At 39.0% G+C, this 19,412-nt stretch carries 17 protein-coding genes; 11 read left to right on the top strand and 6 right to left on the bottom strand.

All coding sequences use genetic code 11. The annotated features are described in order from the left end of the window. The first annotated feature begins 236 nt into the window (after positions 1-236). From yycF to FC32_RS02150, 10 genes are all read left to right on the top strand, one after another. The gene (gene yycF, locus FC32_RS02195; RefSeq protein WP_056957235.1) at positions 237-950 is read left to right on the top strand and encodes a response regulator YycF; all 714 of its coding nucleotides are present in this window, start codon (positions 237-239) and stop codon (positions 948-950) included. A 2-nt stretch (positions 951-952) separates the two neighbouring features. Next, positions 953-2,821 carry a cell wall metabolism sensor histidine kinase WalK gene (gene walK / locus FC32_RS02190; RefSeq protein ID WP_056957234.1) on the top strand — a complete coding sequence of 623 codons (1,869 nt, stop codon included), beginning with the start codon at positions 953-955 and terminating at the stop codon, positions 2,819-2,821. Next, the gene (locus tag FC32_RS02185; protein ID WP_025088014.1) at positions 2,811-4,187 is read left to right on the top strand and encodes a YycH family regulatory protein; all 1,377 of its coding nucleotides are present in this window, start codon (positions 2,811-2,813) and stop codon (positions 4,185-4,187) included. Before walK ends, FC32_RS02185 begins: the two co-directional genes overlap by 11 nt. Then, a complete protein-coding gene (locus FC32_RS02180) occupies positions 4,177-4,986 on the top strand; it encodes a two-component system regulatory protein YycI (protein ID WP_025088013.1) in 810 nt (269 codons plus the stop codon). Before FC32_RS02185 ends, FC32_RS02180 begins: the two co-directional genes overlap by 11 nt. Positions 4,987-5,076: 90 nt before the next feature. Then, entirely contained in the window at positions 5,077-5,889 is an 813-nt protein-coding gene (locus FC32_RS02175) for an MBL fold metallo-hydrolase (RefSeq protein ID WP_025088012.1), read from the top strand. Positions 5,890-5,997: 108 nt separating this feature from the next. Continuing rightward, a complete protein-coding gene (locus tag FC32_RS02170) occupies positions 5,998-7,302 on the top strand; it encodes a S1C family serine protease (protein ID WP_025088011.1) in 1,305 nt (434 codons plus the stop codon). Between the two features lie 178 nt (positions 7,303-7,480). Further along, the gene (rlmH, locus tag FC32_RS02165; RefSeq protein ID WP_025088010.1) at positions 7,481-7,960 is read left to right on the top strand and encodes a 23S rRNA (pseudouridine(1915)-N(3))-methyltransferase RlmH; all 480 of its coding nucleotides are present in this window, start codon (positions 7,481-7,483) and stop codon (positions 7,958-7,960) included. A gap of 152 nt (positions 7,961-8,112) precedes the next feature. Next, positions 8,113-9,450 (top strand): MFS transporter, encoded by a 1,338-nt coding sequence (locus FC32_RS02160; protein ID WP_056957233.1) that lies wholly within the window; start codon positions 8,113-8,115, stop codon positions 9,448-9,450. 156 nt (positions 9,451-9,606) lie between these two features. Next, positions 9,607-10,296 (top strand): EAL domain-containing protein, encoded by a 690-nt coding sequence (locus FC32_RS02155; RefSeq protein ID WP_025088009.1) that lies wholly within the window; start codon positions 9,607-9,609, stop codon positions 10,294-10,296. Between the two features lie 51 nt (positions 10,297-10,347). Then, entirely contained in the window at positions 10,348-11,454 is a 1,107-nt protein-coding gene (locus FC32_RS02150) for a GGDEF domain-containing protein (RefSeq protein WP_025088008.1), read from the top strand. A gap of 105 nt (positions 11,455-11,559) precedes the next feature. Here the strand turns inward: FC32_RS02150 and FC32_RS02145 are convergent, their stop codons facing one another. The 6 genes from FC32_RS02145 to FC32_RS02120 form a co-directional block, all read right to left on the bottom strand. Then, a complete protein-coding gene (locus tag FC32_RS02145) occupies positions 11,560-13,089 on the bottom strand; it encodes a TIGR03766 family XrtG-associated glycosyltransferase (protein WP_082587121.1) in 1,530 nt (509 codons plus the stop codon). Between the two features lie 19 nt (positions 13,090-13,108). Continuing rightward, entirely contained in the window at positions 13,109-13,483 is a 375-nt protein-coding gene (locus FC32_RS02140; RefSeq protein ID WP_025088007.1) for a 6-carboxytetrahydropterin synthase, read from the bottom strand. Then, complete coding sequence (locus FC32_RS02135) at positions 13,452-14,810, bottom strand: TIGR03111 family XrtG-associated glycosyltransferase (protein WP_025088006.1); 1,359 nt, start codon at positions 14,808-14,810, stop codon at positions 13,452-13,454. The genes FC32_RS02140 and FC32_RS02135 overlap by 32 nt, the downstream gene beginning before the upstream one ends. Continuing rightward, on the bottom strand, positions 14,810-15,400 hold the full coding sequence (gene xrtG / locus FC32_RS02130; protein WP_025088005.1) for an exosortase family protein XrtG: 591 nt from the start codon (positions 15,398-15,400) through the stop codon (positions 14,810-14,812). Before xrtG ends, FC32_RS02135 begins: the two co-directional genes overlap by 1 nt. Continuing rightward, positions 15,400-16,074 carry a Firmicu-CTERM sorting domain-containing protein gene (locus FC32_RS02125; RefSeq protein WP_025088004.1) on the bottom strand — a complete coding sequence of 225 codons (675 nt, stop codon included), beginning with the start codon at positions 16,072-16,074 and terminating at the stop codon, positions 15,400-15,402. The genes xrtG and FC32_RS02125 overlap by 1 nt, the downstream gene beginning before the upstream one ends. A 130-nt stretch (positions 16,075-16,204) precedes the next feature. Continuing rightward, positions 16,205-17,074, bottom strand: coding sequence for a YitT family protein (locus tag FC32_RS02120; protein ID WP_035460291.1), 870 nt, complete (start codon positions 17,072-17,074; stop codon positions 16,205-16,207). Positions 17,075-17,400: 326 nt separating this feature from the next. On the opposite strand from FC32_RS02120, the gene FC32_RS02115 reads away from it, so the two are divergent. Continuing rightward, on the top strand, positions 17,401-19,412 hold a 2,012-nt coding region (locus FC32_RS02115; RefSeq protein WP_162253194.1), incomplete at its 3' end, for a pectate lyase-like adhesive domain-containing protein.

Raw genomic sequence — 19,412 nt, 5'->3', positions numbered from 1 at the left:
GCAGAGCAACGGACTCTTAATCCGTGGGTCCAGGGTTCGATCCCCTGACCACCCATCAGAGATTTACTAACAGCAATTGCAGATTTGGCTCTGTGGTTGCTGTTTTTTTTTAGAAAAATTTTTGCGCTAGACTCGATAGTGTAATAGCACTGGACTTTGTAGTACAATGAGAGTGATGTAGCCGTTACTTAGCATGGGGAAGAGAACTTAATTTTTGACAAAGAGGAACGAATGAAATGAAGAAAATTTTAGTTGTTGATGATGAAAAACCGATCTTAGATATTATCAAATTTAATTTGACTAAAGAAGGATATGAAGTTCATACCGCTGAAGATGGGCAAGAAGCACTTGAGAAAGTCGAAGAAGTATTGCCGGATTTGATCATCTTAGATTTAATGCTCCCAAAAGTCGATGGCTTAGAAGTTGCTCGTGAAGTTCGGAAAAAATACGATATGCCGATCATTATGGTAACAGCTAAAGACACAGAGATCGACAAAGTTTTAGGCTTAGAAATGGGAGCTGACGATTATGTCACTAAACCATTTTCTAACCGCGAATTAGTTGCCCGGGTCAAGGCTAACTTACGGCGCCAAGCTACTGTGGTCGCTAGTTCACAAAGCGAAGAAGATGAAAAAAACAGTGATATCACGATCGGAAATTTGACGATCCATCCAGAAGCCTATGTAGTTTCAAAAGATGATGAAAATATTGAATTGACACACCGTGAATTTGAATTGTTATACTACTTAGCTAAACATATCGGTCAAGTCATGACGCGCGAGCACTTACTGCAAACGGTCTGGGGATATGATTATTTTGGTGATGTGCGTACAGTCGATGTAACGGTACGGCGTTTGCGCGAAAAGATCGAAGATAATCCTAGTCGTCCGATGTGGCTAGTTACTAGACGTGGGGTCGGCTATTATTTACGCAATCCTGAGGCTGAATAATGATGAACAAAAAGTTACATTTTTTTCAGTCGATCCACTTTAAGATCGCTTTAGTTTTTGCACTACTGCTTTTTTTAGCTTTTCAAATCGTTGGTGCTGTCTTTGTGCAACGCTTGCGCAACGAAAATTTAAAGCAGTTTAAGCAAAGTGTGGAAATGCCAGCTTACGTCAATAGTTTATTAGTGACTCAATTGACTGAGGCAGATACAACTGAAGCAAATGATAAGATCAAAAATATTTTAGAAGATATTAATAACAATAATATCTCTGATCTCCAAATTATTGATGCTAAAGGCGTTATTCGGGGAGAAATTAATGTTAACAACCGTTCTGTGATCGGCCAAAAGTCCACAAACACTTATGTTAAGCAAGTTTTATACAGTGGGCGCACCTTTACGCAAACGACATATAATGAACGGACAAATCAGCGTTACTATGTGTCGATCACGCCTTTATTCAATAATAACGGTAATAATAATAGTACAGTTGTGGGTGCGATTTATATCCGCGCTAATTTAGAGTCGGTCTATGACTCGGTCAATGATGTCACGGTTATTTTTGTTACGGCGGCATTGATTGCCACTGCGATCGGGCTGGCGTTAGCGATCTTGATCTCAAATGCGATCACGCGTCCGATCGATGAAATGAAAAAGCAAACGGCCCGGATCGCGCGTGGTGATTATTCGGGTCAAGTTCATATTTATGGAAGTGATGAATTGGGGCAATTAGCCCAAGCCGTCAATAATTTATCGACGCGGGTGCAAGAAGCTCAAGAAGGGATCGAGTCAGAGCGGCGACGCTTAGATTTGATCTTAGCGCATATGTCTGATGGGGTGATCGCTACCGACCGTGGGGGCAAGATCACGATCATTAATGAAATGGCGTGTGAGTCGCTAGATGTGACGCCTGACGAAGTGCGAGGTAAGTCTATCTTAGATGTCTTAAATATTAGAGATAAGTACTCGATCCGTGAATTGTTAGAGAGTCAAGACGAATTGATCTTAGATGAATTAAATAGTAGAAGAGATCAGATTTTAAATGCTAATTTCTCATTGATCCAGCGCCGTTCAGGTTTTATCATCGGGATCGTGTGTGTCTTGCATGATATTACTGAACAACAACGGATCGACCGCGAACGCCGCCAATTTGTGTCGAATGTTTCGCATGAATTGCGGACACCATTGACAAGTATGCGCAGTTATATTGAAGCCTTAAATGAAGGTGCTTGGAAAGACGAAGAAATTGCGCCGACCTTTTTAAAGGTGACCCAAGAAGAAACTGATCGGATGATTCGGATGATCAATGATCTGTTGAGCTTATCACGGATGGACTTAGGAAAAGTTGAATTAGATCTTGAATTAGTCAATTTAAATGAATTGTTCAATTATATTTTGAACCGTTTCGACATGATGCTAGAAAAAGACAATAATGATACGCGTGAGATCAAGAAAAACTATACGATCAAACGTGACTTTACCGATAAAGATCTATGGGTCGAAATCGATACCGATAAGATTATTCAAGTTGTCGATAATATCATGAATAATGCGATCAAATATTCGCCTGATGGTGGTGTGATCACTTGTCGCTTGTTGGAGACACACAATCACGTTATCATGAGCATTTCTGACCAAGGGCTAGGGATGCCTAAAAAAGAATTAGCCCATATCTTTGAACGTTTCTATCGCGTTGATAAAGCACGTTCAAGGGCACAAGGTGGTACTGGCCTTGGATTAGCGATCTCTAAAGAAGTTATTGAGATGCATCATGGTCGCATTTGGGTCGATAGTACCGAGGGCAAGGGTTCAACCTTCTATATCTCATTGCCTTATGAAGAATACGCGGAAGGAGACTTATGGGATGAAGAATAATCGTTTTCGTGGCTGGTTCTTACACTCACTTTTGATCATTGCGGTTTTGATCAGTTTGATCTTTACAGTCTTGATCTGGGTCACACCCGGTTATTTTCAACGGCTGATCAATATCAATTCGACCACTAAGTCAACTTCAACGACTACGACCGTCAATGAAGATTCGACGGCCGAAAAAAAGAACCTAGCTAATATTTATATCCCGACTTCGATCACGGCGACTGTCAAAAAGGAAAATTATCAGTTGATGAGTAACCGAATCGATGTGGTAAATTCAATGATGACAGTGCTTGAAGGGGCTAAATTTACTGATATCAAAGCACCAAAAGAAGTCTCAAGAAAAGAATACTTGAAGTTGCTTCAGACTAATAATGCCTATCAGTTGAATTATGGTTCGGCAGTCTCTTTTGAAATATTGAAAAATTATGTTAAGACCCAACCTGAAAATAGTTCAAGTTATAGTTTTGATCGGATCGTGCTCAGTTTTGATGGTAAAACTGTTTACTTTTTAGATGATGCTGACTTAAAAGTTTATACGGCTAAATTAACTGGAGTCGATCTTACTAAATTAAAAAGTCTCATCAATGGGAAAAATATAAAGAAGATGGCGATCTCATATCATTATCAGGGTGATAACTTGTTGACTTATTATGATACGTCGTTGACGATCCCCCGATATAGTTATCTTTATAATAAGGAAAACGCGGGGATGTATGTGACGCGTTTATTAGGTGCAGAAAAGAGTGGAAGTTCATCTTTAACAACGCGTGAGCATGGAAATTCAACGGTATATGCCGATAATTCAGGCCAAAAACTTAGTGTGAATAATAAAACTGGGGTAATAACTTATACGGATTATTTGACAGATGATACTAAGCAACAAAACTGGACGTTAAGTGATTATTTATCTAACTCGTTTACTCAATTAGAACAGTTAGGTGTTAGTTTAAATGACGTGCGTTATTCTGAATATGATCAACAGGAAAAAAATGTGATCTATCGTAGTTATATTGACGGTTTTCCAGTGATTTCAGCCCGTGATTTTGGAACTTATCAGATCCAAAATCGAGTCCGCAGTAAAAAGATCGTCTTTTCGCAGTGTAGTCTACAAGTTCCAGTTCCCGCTGCGGGTAAGGCTGTGACATTAAAGGCAACAAAAGAGGTATTAGCTGAACTTTCTGCGACAAATAAGATAGATGTTGATAAGATCGAAGATATAGAGATCGGCTATGAAGTGACCCAAAATGGGACTGCTTCGTTAGTGACGGATCTAACACCAACATATTTTGTGAAGTATAACAATAGTTGGATCAACTATGAAGATCTACTCACAGGAGAGACGGGGTCGAGTAAAGATGAACTTTAAACGAATCGAATGGATCTTTGTCATCGCATTTATTGCGTTAGATATTTTCTTATTGAGCGTTTATTTAACTCAAAATGAGACGATCTATCAGCATACGAGTTCGAGCTCGACGACTGGTTCAAGTTCGGTCTTAAAGAGTATCAAAAATGACCAGATCACATATGGCAAATTGTCTGATGAAACAGCATCGGGTTATTATATTTCTAGTCCTAACTCTAATGTTTTACGCGATAAAGCTGAGAAACTTCAATATAGTTGGGAATATTCCAATCACCGCCTGACCGTTGATTTTACGGATAGCGTTAAGATTGCTGATCCAGATGACCCGCAAAAGACGACCGATAATTTGTTGAAAGATACAACTGCTGTTTTGTATGGGAAATACTATGCTTATAACGCCACGCTTTCGAGTAGTTCAGTGCTCGTCTATACGCAAATGGTTTATGGTAGCCCCGTTTATTCCAATGATGGACAGATTCGCTTTACCATCAAAAATGGCTATGTAACAGGTTATACGCAAGGATATTTGAGCAATATCAAGATCTTGCGGGAAAGAAAAGACACGATCAGCCAAAAGCGGGCTTTGATCTGGCTTTATCAATATAATAAGTTACCGTCAAATTCTCAGGTGCAGTGGATCAAATTAGGCTATACGCGCTTGTTGTCGGTCAATAATAGTATCGTTTATATTCCAACTTGGAATTTTTCGATCAAAAATAACGCCAACGGTAATGTTCAATACCGGCGGATCAATGCCTTTACGGGTAGTGTGATGGATGAAACGATCAGTGTTAAATAGCAAAAAATAAACTGTGGTAACTTTCACAGTTTATTTTTTTTGAAAAAGTGCTATGATAATTTTTGAGTCAAAGGGAAAGGTAATGTGAAAATGAATTCTGAAAATGATGCTTTAAAAGTCAGTGTTTTAGCGAGTGGAAGTGGTGGTAATGCTACATATCTCGAAACGCCGCACCAAAAATTGTTGATCGACGCGGGCTTGTCAGGCAAAAAAATTGAAGAATTAATGAATTCGATCGGGCGGACGCTAAAAGACGTTGATCGCTTGTTAGTTACGCATGAACATAGCGATCACATTCAAAGTGTGGGCGTTTTAGCTAGGCGTTATGGTTTAGATGTTTACGCTAATCAAGCCACTTGGAAAGCTATGGAACCCCGGATCGGCAACGTCAAGGTCGAACAAAAGCATCTTTTTGAAATGGAAACAACCAAAACTTTTGGTGATTTAGACGTTGAGAGCTTTGGGGTCTCCCATGATGCTTGTGCCCCACAGTTTTACGAAGTTCATTACCAAGACCATGCCTTTGCGATCGTGACGGATACAGGTTATGTCTCCGAACGTGTCCAAGGGATCGTTAAAAATGCCGATGGTTATTTATTTGAATGTAACCATGATACCGAGATGTTGCGGGCCGGGATCTATCCGTGGGCATTAAAGCAACGTATTTTAGGAGATCAAGGACATTTATCCAATGAAGATGGCGCTAATGCCTTGATGAGCGTTTTAGGACCACGGACGAAAAAAATTTATCTAGGTCATTTGAGTCAGGAAAATAATTTAAAAGAACTGGCACATTTAACGGTCAAACGCACCATGCAAGCCCATGATCTCGGGGTTGGTAGCGATTTTGAATTGTTAGCCACAGACCCTGCTAAGGCAACGGAACTTGCTGAGATTAAATAAGTAATTTTTAGAATAATCTTAATTTTTGCCTAAAAACAAGCATTTTTATGGAAAAGCAGTTATTATAATTTTATATACTTAATACTAAAACGAGGGGTGACTTTTTGTATGAGCAAAAATGAACAATTTGATGGCGAAACAACTGAAGTAAATTCAGGTAATCGTCCACCAAAGAAGAATAAACTTGGAAAGGTCTTTTTGGTGGCTTTGTGTGCCGGTGTGATAGGTGGTGGCGCTGTCGTTGGTGGTTACAGCCTGTATCAAAATTATTCAGGTAGTGATGCTCAAGGCACAGCTTCAACTAGCAACATTAGTGTTAACGTAAGTACCCAAACAACGAAAGCCTTTAACAAGGTCAAAAATGCTGTTGTTTCGGTCGAAGCTTATACTGAATCAGATTCAAGTTCTTCTTTGGAAGACCTCTTTGGTCAAAGTTCAGATAGTTCAGAAAGTAGCCAAACTTCTACGAGCGAAGGCTCTGGTGTTATTTATAAGAAGAGTGGCAATTATGCTTATATCGTTACAAATAATCACGTTATTTCGGGCGCAAATAAAGTTGAGATCTTATTAGCAAGTGGTAAGAAATTATCTGCGACAGTCGTTGGTACTGACTCAGTAACTGACTTGGCTGTGCTTAAGATCAAAGCAACTGATGTTAAACAAGTGGCAACATTTGGTAACTCTGATAACATCAAAGTTGGTGAAACAGCTTTAGCGATCGGTTCGCCTTTAGGTTCTGATTATGCAACATCCTTGACTCAAGGTATCATCTCAGCTAAGAGTCGGACGATTGATGTGACCGATAGCAATGGTGTGACAACAGGTCAAGCAACAGTTATCCAAACTGATGCTGCGATCAACCCTGGTAACTCTGGTGGTCCATTAGTTAACTTGCAAGGTCAAGTTATCGGGATCAACTCAATGAAGTTATCTAGCACAGGTTCAAGCTCTAGTTCATCTTCGACAACTGTTGAAGGGATGGGCTTTGCGATCCCAAGTAATGAAGTTGTAACGATCATCAACCAATTAGTTAAAAACGGTAAAGTAGTTCGTCCTGCTTTAGGGATCTCATTAGTTGACTTGAGTTATGTTTCTGAAAGTGCGCGGACAAGCACCCTTAAACTTCCAAGTAGCGTAACTAGTGGGGTCGTGGTCATGAAAGTTGAATCCAACTCACCACTAGCTGATAGCGGAATTTCGAAGTACGACGTGATTACATCACTTGGCGGAACAAAAGTTACAAGTTTAGCTACTTTACGTCAAGCATTGTATAAACACAAGATCGGTGATACAGTTGAGATCGAATATTACCATGAAGGTACTAAGAAGACTGCTAGCGTCAAATTAACGCTAGAAGCAGATGACTCGAACACAACGACATCATCTAATTCAGAATCATCTTCAGCTGAATAAAAGCTGAGCAAAAACGATAGTCAGCCAACGACTATCGTTTTTTTATGCATTTTTATTTGATGAGAAATTTTAATCATAAATCTAGTGTGTTAAACTAAATGTGGACCTAGATATTGTGGTTAACTCTGTGGATATGTGGATAAGTCTGTGGATAACTTTAAAAAAAGGAGAATATTTAGTGAATATTAAAATCGTCTGTGTGGGAAAATTAAAGGAAAAATACTTGAAACAAGGAATTGCGGAATATGCAAAACGCTTGAGCAAGTTTTGTAAATTTGAAATTGTGGAAGTCCCCGATGAAAAAGCGCCTGAAAAATTAAGTCCCGCCCAAATGGAAGCTGTGAAAGAAAAAGAAGGAGAACGCATATTGCATAAGATCAAGGATAAAGAGTATGTTTATGCATTAGCGATCGAGGGTAAGGAGCGTTCATCTGAAGAATTTGCGGCTGAGTTAGCACAACTTGGGACTTACGGGCACAGTGATGTGACATTTGTGATCGGGGGCTCATTGGGGTTGAGTCCAGCCGTGTTAAAGCGTTCCAATACCAAGATTTCATTTGGGCGCTTTACTTTACCCCATCAATTGATGCGCTTAGTTTTAAGTGAGCAGATCTATCGGGGCTTTATGATCAATAATGGTAGTCCTTATCATAAGTAGTGATCAAAAAATTAGTGGCTTGCATGGGTGCGAGTCACTATTTTTTTAAGTAAAACTAGATCGAAATCAATAAGTGTAAACGCTATCATAAAAAGGATATATTGTGCTAAACTAAAAGTGTTAAAACGTACGAAAAACAAGGGGGTTTTATTATGTTTACGTTTTTACGTCCGGCACCAGATGCCACAAAAAAGGTACCACCAGAAAAGGTGGCTAGTAGTTATCGTTGGCACCAGACTGGCGTTATTTTAGCGCTTTGTATCGGTTATATTGGCTATTATATTATTCGTTTGATTTTTACGACCGAGCAAAACGATATCATGCGTCAATATGGTTTTACGACTGCCGAAGTGGGGTTAGTACTTTCTTGTTTTGGGGTCGGTTATGGGATTTCTAAACTCTTTATGGGTGCCTTGAGCGATAAAAGTAATACGATTCGGTATTTAGCTACCGGGTTGATCGTTTCAGCCGTATTAAATATTGGGTTAGGTGCAACGCGTAACCTATATGTCATGATGTTTTTGATGTTGATCATGTCGATCGCTCAAGGGATGGGGGCAGCAGCATGTCAACGAACTATCCAGTTATGGTGGGGAAAGCATTGGCGAGGTACGATCTATTCGATCTGGTCTTCAGCCCATAATGCAGGAGCTTTTGCTTGCGTAGCAGTGGTCCAGTTAGCTAGCTTTTTGTTCACTGGTTCGATCGCAGCCGTATTTTATACGGCTTCAGTGATCTCACTTGTGATCGCTGCTTTTATTTTGTGGGCAGGCTCAGAACGACCTGCTGCAGTAGGTTTACCAAGTATTTCTGAATATACTGGTGACGAAGTTATTTTAGATAATGGGGAAAAATCAGCTGCTGATTTAACAGACTTATCTTTATGGCAAGTATTTGTAGTCTATATCTTAAAAAATCCATTGGTGTGGGCGATCACCCTTACTTCGATGGCGCTTTATCTTGTTAGATATGGAATTATGAGTTGGATCCCGAGTTACTTAGTTCAATCTAAAGGATTTTCAGAAGCTTTTGCCAAATGGCTAGTCGGGATCTTTGAATTAGCTGCTGTTCCAGGAGTGATCTTGCTAGGTGCCTTATCAGATTTTTTGAAAGATCGCCGTGCGCTAGTTTGCATTGGGTGTGTGATCGGGTTACTGATCTGTTTGACGCTGTACTTTTTTAGCACAGCTCATAGTGCGATCGTTCTCGTATTATTGATCATGGGAACTTTGATCTATGCACCGTTAACATTAGTTGGGTTAATGGTAAACGAGGTGGTCCCTAAATTTGCCGTTGGTTCATCGACAGGATTTATGGGCTTTTTCCAGTATATCTTTGGTGAGACTTTAGCGACCGCTTTGATCGGGATCTTAGTTGCAAAATATGGTTGGATCGCAAGTAATACCGTCTTATATGTAGCTGTAGGGGTGGCCTTGGTATTGTTGATCTATATCATGCTCCATGAAAGAAAATTAAATAAAAATAAGTAAAAATGCAAATATAAGTAATGGCTAACTTAGAACTATTTATTAGTAAAGTTAGCTATTTTTATTTTGAGAAAAATTAACATTTATTTGTTTTTATGTTAATTATTGTATCTCAACTAACAGCTTGGTATACTAAGGCAGTTAAGGGATGTGTGAACTATGAATGTAATTGATCGAACGCGAGAGTTGTTAATAGACCTAGATTACACGTTACAACCGATCGTGATCTTAAAAAAAGATGGGACAAAACAAATTATTTGTTATGAATTATTGTTGCGTTCTTTGAAAGATATGAAAGTGCCCTTAGAGCTATTAAAACTGGTGAGTATGTCTGAACAAGTCAATACCTTATTTTTAAGGTGGAAAAGAGACGTATTGCGCCAAGTAATCAAAAAACATAGTGGCAGTCAGATCTGTATTAATTTGACTTCACAACAACTTTCATATCGTAGTACTTGGAAATTTTTGGCAGATTTTAAGTTTGTTAAAGAACATATCCTCATTGAAATTACAGAAGATAAAACGCCAATGCTGGGTAAAAAGATTCATACCCAACTTAGCGCACTCAGGCATTTGGGGTATGGGATCGTGCTAGATGATATCGGGTACGGACAAAATACATATGAGTTGATCAAAGAAAATATTACCAAAGTGGTTTCCTTGAAAATCTCGCTCCTTAAATTGACTGATATGTCATTAAGCACCAAGTTATTGTTTGTTCGTGCTTGGAAAGCATATGCTACTGCGCATGGAGTTTCATTAGTTGTAGAAGGGATCGAAGATGCAAATGTAGCTACTAAGGTAGCTAAAATTGGTTGTTTACAGCAAGGTTATTACTGGTGTGCTTAAACCTTGGCTGTATGCTTGAGGGGTTGCATCTGATAATGGAAGGTGGAACAGATGTATGAATTTGTTATCATGGTCATAGTTTTACCAATAGTGATCACTAGTGTCTTTTTAGGAAAGCTATTATTTCATGATTTTTTACTTGCTCAAAATTTAGGCTGGGCTGCATATTTAATGGCTGCGATCGTCTATTGTGTGCAAGAATATTTTGTCCTTAAACTTTCACTTGAGACGATCGGATATGTTTATTTTCAATATGCAATTGCTGTGTCAGTCTTTTTTTTAGGAAAAAAGTGGTTTGGCCATATGTTGTTAGTGCTCTCACCGTTGCTCTTAGCGATTTTCTTTTATGTCAATGATTTGGTCTCTTTGGCTCAAGTCGATCGATGTTTGATAGAAATGTTTTTGTTATTTGGCTGCTGTTTATTGCTCAAACGCTATTTGCATAGCCAGATCGGTCTAGGAGTGGCAATGATCTTAATGACTTCGTTTACACCACTGATCGAGTGTGGGCTTTATGGGATAAACTTTGATACTGATCTGATGACATTATCGTTACTATGTTTAGGTACGAGTGTGTTGATGTGTTTAGAATTTGCATATCATAATTATTCACTTCACCAACAAAAGAAATATGCAGCGATCGAATATAGTAGTAGACATGATAAATTAACAGGTTTGTTGAACTATGCTGCGTTTTCAGAGCAATTAGAAAATTTTAAATTGGAAAAAAATACGCCCGTCGTGATCTGTGCATTGGATCTTGATTCATTTAAACAAGTAAACGATACTTACGGACATCTAGAGGGAAATAATGTCTTACGCTACTTTGGTAATTTTTTAACGACAAGTTGTTCAAAGTATTTTGGTGAAAATAGTAAAATATATCGCTTTGGCGGTGAAGAGTTTTGTGTGATCATTTATGGCTTTTCAGCTAAACAATGTTTAAAGCGTTTTAATAAGATCGAAAAAGAATTAGAGAAAAGTTCCTTTACAACAGGATATAAGCAAATGATCAACTTAAGTTTTTCTGGTGGGATCTCGCAAGTCAAAAAATATACGGACCTACATAGTGCAGTTAGACGAGCTGATGTTTCACTTTATAGTGCAAAGGCTGAGGGACGAGCGCATGTTTGTCTTGATCCTTTGCTATTTAGTTGAAATTGCGCTGGTACAATAAGGTAAAATATGAAAAAACGTTCATTTTCGGAAATAAAAGAACCGTTTGGAATTTTTCTCAATACTCCCAAACGGTTCTTTTATTTGTTATTTTAACCACGCAAAACGACGTTGGAGCCAGTTTTTGGCATTATCAGCACTAAGCGTGGCTAGGATAAGTAGACTTGGTAAAAACTGGATCATATAGCGCGAACGCCCGCCTTCAAAGAGTAACAGGTAAAGAAAACCCCCGATCAATGTTAGTTTTAGCATTTGAACGATCGGATCTGTTTGTTTAAAATGACACCCTAAGCCTAAAAGTAAGATGATCAAAAGCCACCAACATTGGGCGATATAACGAAAATCCGCACTATATTTTCCTTGCGCATAAACGGCTTCGGCTAAAAAGTTACTGTTAGTTGGTTTTTTAGTAGTAAAGAAATTTCCTTCTTGTTGCCAAGCAAAAGTTCCATCAGATGTATTGCGTTGGTGTTTAAAGAAAAGAAATTTAAGATAGCCCCAAAAGCCTTTTTGTTTAAGTTGGCGTGCGATATTTTTCTTAGCATAGGCTTCTTTTTGTGTCTTAGTAGGCAATTTAGCCATGATCAAAGCTTCATTTGCATCATAGCCTCCGTCACCAGTCATCCCGATACTGATAAAATGAAGCGGTGGGAGTGCTCGGGACGCTTGGATCTTAATGTATGTTTGGGTATTAAGCTTGTGGTCGAGCATTATAAAACTATTTGCTATCCCACCTAATAAAAACAGCACACCCAAACTAAAAGTTAGCCATGAAGTAGGTTTTTGGCATAATAAAAATAGTCCTTCGACTAAAAAGACAGCTATGACAGGGATGATCGCAGATGGTTTGATAAAATAGATCACACCAACGCAAAGTCCGCCACTGATCGCGGCCCCAAGTTTCAAATAAGTAGGGAGTTTACTATGAAAAGAAGCAACATAGCATAAAATAAAACAAGAGACAAAGGGCAAGACCCAAGTATCAGAGTAAGGAACGATGATCATGGGAAATAAAGCAAGCCATAGTATTTGTAAATAAGCCCCTAAAGCTACTTTCTTACGTGCGATCAAAGCAAGCGTAGTTAAGTTAAATAAGACGCTTAGATCAGTTAAGATCAGGGAAACAAAATCAAAGAAGACCCAAGAATCCGTGCCGAAAATAACACTTAATTTATGCATGACCAAGAGTAAAAAGAGATTGTTTTGGTTAAGACTAAAATAACCCCTTAGTTCACTTGCGCTTGGATCGCGCAAGGCCGTATGTAATGCTTGAGGATCAAAACCGATCGCTGGATGGACAGTCAGGATAAAGAAGATCTGCCAACTACAAACGAGTAGTAGACAAAATGGGACGGTAATACACGCCGCTTTAAAAAAGATCTTTTGTAAAAATTGGCGTGAGCGTGGTGAGCCCCAAAGTGTGAGCCCTAAAGTGAGCATAAACGCTAAAAAAATAACGGTGACTTTCGTTGTGCGAGTTCCGAGCGTTTTTTTAGTCACAGTATCTCCTAGCGTGAAGTTAGCCGAGATGATGACAAAATAAAGCGTTAGTAGCATAAAAAACGCATAAAGACCATTAAAAAATTTATTTGTTTTGTTAAAGAGCCAATTTTTCATCACACCATTCCTTTCACGTTTATAAAGCTGTGATCACACAAGTTCTAGTGGGAGATTCAGAAACTTCCAGGCTTAATAGCTGACAATCTAACTTTTTTAAAGCTTCGTTGAATCTATCAAAGAGATAATCAGTGAAATTTTCGATCGTGGGATTAAGTTGATCAAAAGGAGGGATATGATTTAGTGTGCTTTGCGAAAATGGTTCTAATACTTCGTCTAAGACTTTCTCGATCGTAGTAAATTTGTATTGGGGGAAAGTCAAAGCGTCAAGTGTGCCGATCATACAGATGATCTGCCACGTGTGGATGTGGATCTTACCAGTCGTATCTTTCCAACGAATAGCATGTCCTGCGTTGAGATAACTAGTGATCTTTAGGTGATGTTTTTTGATCATGGGGCTTATTCCTTTCAAGCGATTTTTTCAAGTCAGTGAGCATGATTTTTTTTACTTTATGACATTCTTGACTAAAAGGGATCGTATTCCATTGAGCTGGAAGAACGATCGAATTGATGATCCCTAACAAGCGTACTAGCGCACAAAAAAAGTTATATAACGGTAACGTAAAGACCGTCCAAGCTTTATGTAATAAGAAACGGCGCTCTTTAGGGAAAAGTTTTAAATAAATTAACGCTGTCCAAAGACTCAAGCAACTATTAAAGACATATAAAAGATACAATAATCCCAATGAAGCTACGAGCAGTTTAGGAGAGTAACCTAAATAGATCAAGATCGCTAACCCAAAGATCCAGATGATCCGACAAAAGATAAATGTATGATCAAGAATCATTTTACGTACCATAAAATTACTAAAAAAAGTTTTGATACTTGCCTGTTGATGCATAAAACTTTGAACTGTTTCGATCTGACCGCGTTGCCAGCGCTGGCGTTGCAAGTAAAGTTTGCCTAAACTTTCCAGCGGTTCCGTATAAAAAATCGCGTTAGGACACAAAGCGATCTTACGCTTGAGTGTTTCACGGATCTGAAAGGTGATCTCAGTATCTTCACCAACAGTATGGGGATCATATAAAAAAGTTTCTAAGAGTGTTTTTTTACGAAAGGCCGAAAAAGCACCTGATAGGGTGAAAAGTTGATCGTGAGACGTTTCGATCCGCCGTCCAGTCAAGAAAGCTTGAATATATTCGAAATATTCATTTGATCGTAAAAAAAGTAAGGACCACTTGCTAGTTTGACGTAATGATTTTTTATTGATCAAGATCGCGCCGGTCAAAGCCTCTACTGTTAGATCATTTTCAAAGTGGGTGATAATATTGGTCAAGGCATGTTTTTCCAAGACACCATCACTATCGATATTGATGATATATTGTCCCCAAGCACTATAGATCGCCGAATTTAGAGCTCTTGCTTTACCGTTGTCAGTATTTAACCAATGTAAAGCAAGTGCAGGGAAATCTTGTTGGGCGCGTTCAAACTCCAGAAAGCTTTGATCAGTACTACCGTTGTTGGCAATGATGACTTGCATTTGTTCTGTCGGATATAAAGAATTTGCAAGCGATCTTAGGCACCGATAAAGCGTGTCTTGCGAATTATAGACCGGAATGATCACGGTGATATAAGGATAAAATAATAGTGGCTCGGTATGCTTTTTTTTTCGTTTATCCCATAAAAGCTGGCAAAAAAAGGCCAGTGCGGGGATGATCTCAAACAAAAGCGGAAGTAATAACCATGAGAGCCAAAAACCAAAACGAGATAAGATAAGCATCAAATTTTTTCTCCTTTATCATGTAAGAATTTTTGAACGATATGTGAGCGGGTAAAGACATTATAGTAAAGAATGAGCACTAAAAGATAAAAGACGATCCGACCGATGAGCGAGTGCCAAAGATAAAAGCTAGGGCTCCCAAAATGATAAAGTGCAATAGCGATCAATGAAAGTCGTAAAAGATTGGCACAAAAAATAAATAAACTACCTGCAAAGGCTAACAAGAGTCGTTCTTGGCGAGCGTAGAGTGGGTAAAAGGCGATCAGTCCGATAAAAGCAGTCGTTTCAATGATCCCGGAGCATTCAAAGTCGACCCAGAGGTACAAAGTTTCATGTGACCGGATGATCTGAAGCAAGTTAGCTTGGATAGCGTTAAAAGTTCCCGTTAGTTCACCAATAACGTTGACACATTTAGTCAATGTGGCGGAAAAAAGCCACACAAGGTAATTTTGTCCCAAGAAAACGAGTGCGGAAAAAAGCCCGACACTTCCAAAGATAAAATAATATCCTGCTAAAGCAGCGCGTTTTAAGACTGATAATAGGTAAAGCCATAAAATGACGCAGCCCCAAAAAATAGTCGTATAAATCATTAGTTAGCCCTCGAAAAGGTCAAGTTGTCGCGCTTGAACCATAAAAGTGTGGTCGCAAAAACTAAGCCTAGACCTGCTAAAATGTAAGGCGCGGAACTTGCGCCCATGATAATTAATTCTTGGGAACCAAGATTAGTATTTTTGACGGTGATTTTTTGGCTTGCGAGCGAATCGATCTTAAAATCACTAAGTGGGATCCTTAATTCGGCGATTTCGGTAAAGTTTTGGGAACTTAATCGTGTTACGATCCCTTGTGAAGCGGTTGATAACTGGTTGACTCCATTATTTCCTGCTTCATATATGTATGCTTTGAATTCTCTTGATTGACCAGTAGCTAGGTCGGAAGTTACCAGTGTTTGGCCAGATGGGGTACGAAAGTCGATATAGTAATGGTGTGAACCGATCGTGAATTCATAATTAGCGACTTGTAAGACATTATACCCATTACCCTGCTTAGGTGACATATCGATATAAAGGTAAAGCGCATTGTCGTCAACACTTAACGCCATTTGTTTATAGTTATAACTATCCCATGAAAACGAAATATCAGTTTTGGGGATCTGAGCCCAATCGTCAAACGAACCATCGATCATAATTGTAGAAGATGCTTTCACTGAAAGGGGGGTCCCCAAGATCCCTATGAAGCATATGAGTGGTAATAGCCACTTTTTCATCGAAAGATCACTCCTTAATTAGTATGACTATTATGAATTATACACCCCTAACAAACTAAGATAAATTTATTTTGATAAACAATTGAGCCAGTGACTGTAAATTTTACAGTCACTGGCTCAGTCGTTTGGGCTAAGCGTCAAAAACGCGCCGATAATTACCTAATTCAGCATTGGAACTTTGTGTACTGATAAAAGCATCTTGGTCAACAGCTTTGATCATTTGTTTTAGATAGTTGAGTTGCCCTTTTTGGGCGACTACAATGATGATGTCGGTCGTTTGCCCAGTATAGACGCCGATCCCCTTGATCAAAGTCGCACCATGAACAAATTTTTTTAGAGATGCTGCGATCTGGTCGGATCTCTTAGTAAAGATCATAATATTAACATCTTTTTGTAAAACAAAGACATAATCCATGAGATAGCTAGTCACAAGCATCCCTAACAAACTATAAACTGTTCTACCTAGATCAAAGAAAAGTGCAGTGATGATCAAAGTTCCACTGTTGATCAAATTACTGACAAAGCCAACTTTTTTATGGTAATGGAGTTGGATGTAATTAACGATGATGTCAGTTCCTCCCGTAGAAAAGCCATTATTAAAGCATAAACCAACACCGATCCCGATCAATGCAGCTCCGATCAAAGTATTAGTCAAGGGATCTTTGACGATTTCTGTTTGGGGAATGAGTTGTAAAAAGACAATATTTGATAAAACTGCTAATAAGGAAAAAAAGATATATTTTAAGCCAAAAGCCCGCCAAGCAAAAATAAAAAGGGGGATATTGAAGATGATCAATAACAGACTTAAGCTGACGTGGATGCTAAAGGTGGCTAAAATTGCTTGTAATAATTGAGCGATCCCTGCGACTCCAACAGAATATGATTGGGCATTATTTAAAAATAGATTGATCCCGATCGCTGACAGTAAGCCGTAAAAAAGTGCAAAAAAATAGTTACGAAATTTTTTATTATTTAGGATAAATGAAATTGTATGTAACATATATTTTTCTCCTTATATTTATTAATAATTTCTTTTTCATTATATACCGGTGTTGATCAGTTTGAGCTAATGATTTTTTCCCTCTTAATGCTTCCAAGATAACATTAAAAAATATGAATATTAATTTTTTATTAGATAATATTAGTTTTTTTATATAATATATATTATCATCAGCTTTTCTTTTTCCTATAATAACAAAAATAAAGGCGGTTTTAAACTAGCTAATCATTTGATTTAATATTAAAAAAATTTTAATATAATATTACAGATAATAATAATCTGTCATGTGTACTTAATTTCATATCAAAAGAATGGAGGTCGACATAATGCTTTCGAGAAATAATACTAAGTTCCATCTCCAACGAATGGAGCCACAAAAGCAACATTTTACGATCAAAAAATTTAGTGTTGGTGTGGCTTCTGTGTTAGTGAGCTGTACCTTTGCAGCTTACAGTAACGCTAATCTCACCGCTCGAGCTGATGAAAACGCTACTACTGATGAAACTGCTGAAGTTATTTCCAATACTGCGAATGATTCAAATGTTGTGACTTTGTCTGGCAGCTCTGCTGGGGCAAACTCAGAAACACCAGCATCGTCTACGCCAAGTAGTGCGCCTGCTTCAGCCGGGACTCAAAGTACTGAAAACACCACAACAACAAAAACAGCCGCTCCTGCTGCTTCAAGTACCGCTAATACTCAAGCACAAACAGCAACGACTGTTGAACCATCCAGTGAAACAAATGAAAATTCGTCAAGTGCGGGAACACAAGCTTCAGAAGCAGCAACTTCAGAAGCAACAACGAATTTTGAAAATGCCACTAGCGAAGCCAATAATAACATAAACAATGCTGAAAATACAACTTCTTTGGCGACAGCATCAGCAAATGAAGCTGCAACTTCGCAAGCGAGTTCAACTACAGCGCCCACTTCTACGCCATCAAATGAGGCGCTAACTACCAATTCAGTTGCTCCAGCTGATGAAACGACTCAAAGTTTTGGTGAATCTGCTCTAACAGCATTAGCAGCAGACACACCAGTGGCAGTAGCAGAAACGACTAATGAGACCACAGTTAGCAGCTGGGCTGATCTGGTCAGCGCCATGGCTAACTCGAATTATAATATCATCAATGTTAACGGGGCCCTTACAGCTACTAGCAACAATAGTATTGGAAGCAACGGCCATACAGTTACCGTTAAGGGGGCTGATGGTGCAAGTATCAACTTTGGTAACTACAGTCTGACCGCAACTGGTGGTTCTTGGAACGTTACTTTTGATAACTTGACTGTGACGACTGGTGTCGGTACTGGGGTCATTGACCTTAATGCAACAACAGGTACAAATACCGTGACCTTTAAAGATGTCACTGCTACAGGGACTTCCTTATATGGTGGTGGTGGTACGACTAACGTTATCATCGATGGGACCACGACCTCAACGGTCGATAATGCAAGTACGGGTAAGGCAAATACCTATAGTGCAACTAGTCGTGAAGCCAATATCCATAGCGCAAACTCAGTGACGATCGCTGATGGTGCGACCTTTACACTTAACCGTTCTTCGATCGGGGATGGGATCAACTTACCAGATGGTTCGACGGTAAAAGTTGGCGATAATGCGACCTTTACAGTCAACATGAATACAAATAACGCGACTGATTCGGCTCGTTACCACAATGCTGGTATTTTTATGGAACAAGGTGGTAGCTTTATCACTGGCCGTGATTCCGTTGTAACGATGAATACAAGTATTGGACAAGCGGTTTCGATCGGGGTAAAACGTCCGGCAGACTCATATACAGATACTGATCGTTGGGGTGGCTATACTGAAAATCCAACGCGTTATGATGGCCCAACTGTGGTGACATTTGGTGAAAATTCGACCTTTAACTTTACTGGTCGTGATGGTTTTATGTTAGGTGACAATGCGACCTTTACTTCGGGCGAATATTCGACCGTGCACTTCCAAAATAAAGGACGTGGGGTAGCTTTAGATCTCGGTGATGACTCAAATATCATTATTTCTAAACATTCTAATACCTTATTTGAATCAGATGGGAAAGGTCCTAACAGTTCCACTGCTACCCCATCTGGTGGGTATTCTGCCTATAACTATATTGGGGTCGACGAAAATAGTAATATCTTGATCGATGAATATGCGACCTTCCGTGTGATCTTGACAAATCGGGGCGATAATGATTGGGATGACGTTATCTCACTTAACTCACAAAAAACGGCTTCAGTTGTCTCATTTACTTCTAAACAAGGGGCAGTCGTTGATATCCGTGATGATAATACTAACTTCTATGCCGAATTGATCTCCTTCCCATTAGGAACACC

The sequence above is a fragment of the Ligilactobacillus apodemi DSM 16634 = JCM 16172 genome, assembly GCF_001434405.1.
Lineage (GTDB): Bacteria > Bacillota > Bacilli > Lactobacillales > Lactobacillaceae > Ligilactobacillus > Ligilactobacillus apodemi.
Note: the sequence above shows the minus strand (reverse complement) of the source record. Positions and strands in the feature narration are given on the sequence as shown.

Bases quoted from the DNA above. Each gene is read 5' to 3' on its own strand.
- yycF (WP_056957235.1), top strand. From the start codon at position 237: ATGAAGAAAATTTTAGTTGTTGATGATGAAAAACCGATCTTAGATATT.
- walK (WP_056957234.1), top strand. From the start codon at position 953: ATGAACAAAAAGTTACATTTTTTTCAGTCGATCCACTTTAAGATCGCT.
- FC32_RS02185 (WP_025088014.1), top strand. From the start codon at position 2,811: ATGAAGAATAATCGTTTTCGTGGCTGGTTCTTACACTCACTTTTGATC.
- FC32_RS02180 (WP_025088013.1), top strand. From the start codon at position 4,177: ATGAACTTTAAACGAATCGAATGGATCTTTGTCATCGCATTTATTGCG.
- FC32_RS02175 (WP_025088012.1), top strand. From the start codon at position 5,077: ATGAATTCTGAAAATGATGCTTTAAAAGTCAGTGTTTTAGCGAGTGGA.
- FC32_RS02170 (WP_025088011.1), top strand. From the start codon at position 5,998: ATGAGCAAAAATGAACAATTTGATGGCGAAACAACTGAAGTAAATTCA.
- FC32_RS02160 (WP_056957233.1), top strand. From the start codon at position 8,113: ATGTTTACGTTTTTACGTCCGGCACCAGATGCCACAAAAAAGGTACCA.
- FC32_RS02155 (WP_025088009.1), top strand. From the start codon at position 9,607: ATGAATGTAATTGATCGAACGCGAGAGTTGTTAATAGACCTAGATTAC.
- FC32_RS02150 (WP_025088008.1), top strand. From the start codon at position 10,348: ATGTATGAATTTGTTATCATGGTCATAGTTTTACCAATAGTGATCACT.
- FC32_RS02145 (WP_082587121.1), bottom strand. From the start codon at position 13,089: ATGAAAAATTGGCTCTTTAACAAAACAAATAAATTTTTTAATGGTCTT.
- FC32_RS02140 (WP_025088007.1), bottom strand. From the start codon at position 13,483: ATGATCAAAAAACATCACCTAAAGATCACTAGTTATCTCAACGCAGGA.
- FC32_RS02135 (WP_025088006.1), bottom strand. From the start codon at position 14,810: ATGCTTATCTTATCTCGTTTTGGTTTTTGGCTCTCATGGTTATTACTT.
- xrtG (WP_025088005.1), bottom strand. From the start codon at position 15,400: ATGATTTATACGACTATTTTTTGGGGCTGCGTCATTTTATGGCTTTAC.
- FC32_RS02125 (WP_025088004.1), bottom strand. From the start codon at position 16,074: ATGAAAAAGTGGCTATTACCACTCATATGCTTCATAGGGATCTTGGGG.
- FC32_RS02120 (WP_035460291.1), bottom strand. From the start codon at position 17,074: ATGTTACATACAATTTCATTTATCCTAAATAATAAAAAATTTCGTAAC.